The 1,204-nt window shown below is 38.2% G+C and carries 1 protein-coding gene; it reads left to right on the plus strand.

The window, feature by feature from the left end; translation table 11 throughout:
* The coding region (gene ltrA / locus HMPREF3270_RS06015) for a group II intron reverse transcriptase/maturase (protein WP_070867196.1) at positions 1-1,127 on the plus strand (1,127 nt) is incomplete at its 5' end.
* Positions 1,128-1,204 lie beyond the last annotated feature (77 nt).

A 1,204-nucleotide genomic window follows, 5' to 3' on the forward strand; every position in this document is an offset into this window, starting at 1 on the left:
AAGAAAAACTGCTTAACAGTACTTATGAACCGCAAGCAGTTAAGAAAGTAGCCATTCCAAAACCAAATGGCAAAAAGAGAATTCTTGGAATTCCCGTCGCAAGGGATAGAGTTATCCAACAGGCAATCAAACAAGTTATCGAACCGACAATTAATCGTCAGTTTTCAAAACATAGTCATGGTTTCAGACCAAATCATAGTACAGGGACAGCATTGAAACAATGTATCCAATACTATGAAGAGGGTTATCACACAGTCGTAGACTGTGATTTGAAACAATGCTTTGATACATTGAACCATGATAAGTTGATGTACTTGTTTGAGCGCTTTATACAAGACAAAGCTATTTCTAAATTTATCCGCAAAAGTTTACAAAGCGGGTCTGCAGACCTGTCTGGCGAATACGCAGAAAGAAAGACAGGTGCCCCTCAAGGTGGAGTTATATCTCCCTTGTTGTGTAATATCTATTTGCATGAACTGGATAAAGAATTAGAGAAGCGCGGACACCGTTTTGTAAGATACGCTGATGACTTCGTCATCTTTGTAAAATCAAAACGTGCCGGACAACGTGTTATGGAAAGTATCACAAATTTTATCGAAAAAGACCTGAAATTAACAGTGAATAAATATAAAAGTAAAGTGGGTTCTCCTACACGTTTAAAGTTCTTGAGTTGTCTGATAATGAAAACAAATGGCACTTGTCGCTTCAGACCCACTATGGAAGCAAAAAGAAATTTAAAAGCCAAATTAAAGTGGGTCACAAGAAGAAATAGACATGGCACATTCAAAGAAATTATAACAGAAATCAACGCAATTACTAGAGGTTGGATAAATTACTTCGGTAGAGGTTTTATTAAAGTATTTGTCCAACGAATACAAAAGTGGTTGAACCGTCGTATCAGACAACTTATTTTAAAGCGATGGAAGAAAATAAAAACAAAATACAAGATGTTTCGAAAATATGGATTAGACCACAATAGTGCTATGCGTATTGCGAACTCAAGAAAGAAGTATTGGAGACTTTCAAACACGCATGAGGTTCATCGTGCGCTTACAACAAATAGACTCTACAAGTGGGGACTAGTACCACTAACCCGACTCGCAGAGTCTGCTTACGCAAGATATTGAACCGCCGTGTACGGAACCGTACGCACGGTGGTGTGAGAGGACGAGTGGTCAATTAATGATTACTCTCCTACTCGATT

Origin of the sequence: Staphylococcus sp. HMSC65H10, from assembly GCF_001839185.1 — a bacterium.
Lineage (GTDB): Bacteria > Bacillota > Bacilli > Staphylococcales > Staphylococcaceae > Staphylococcus > Staphylococcus simulans.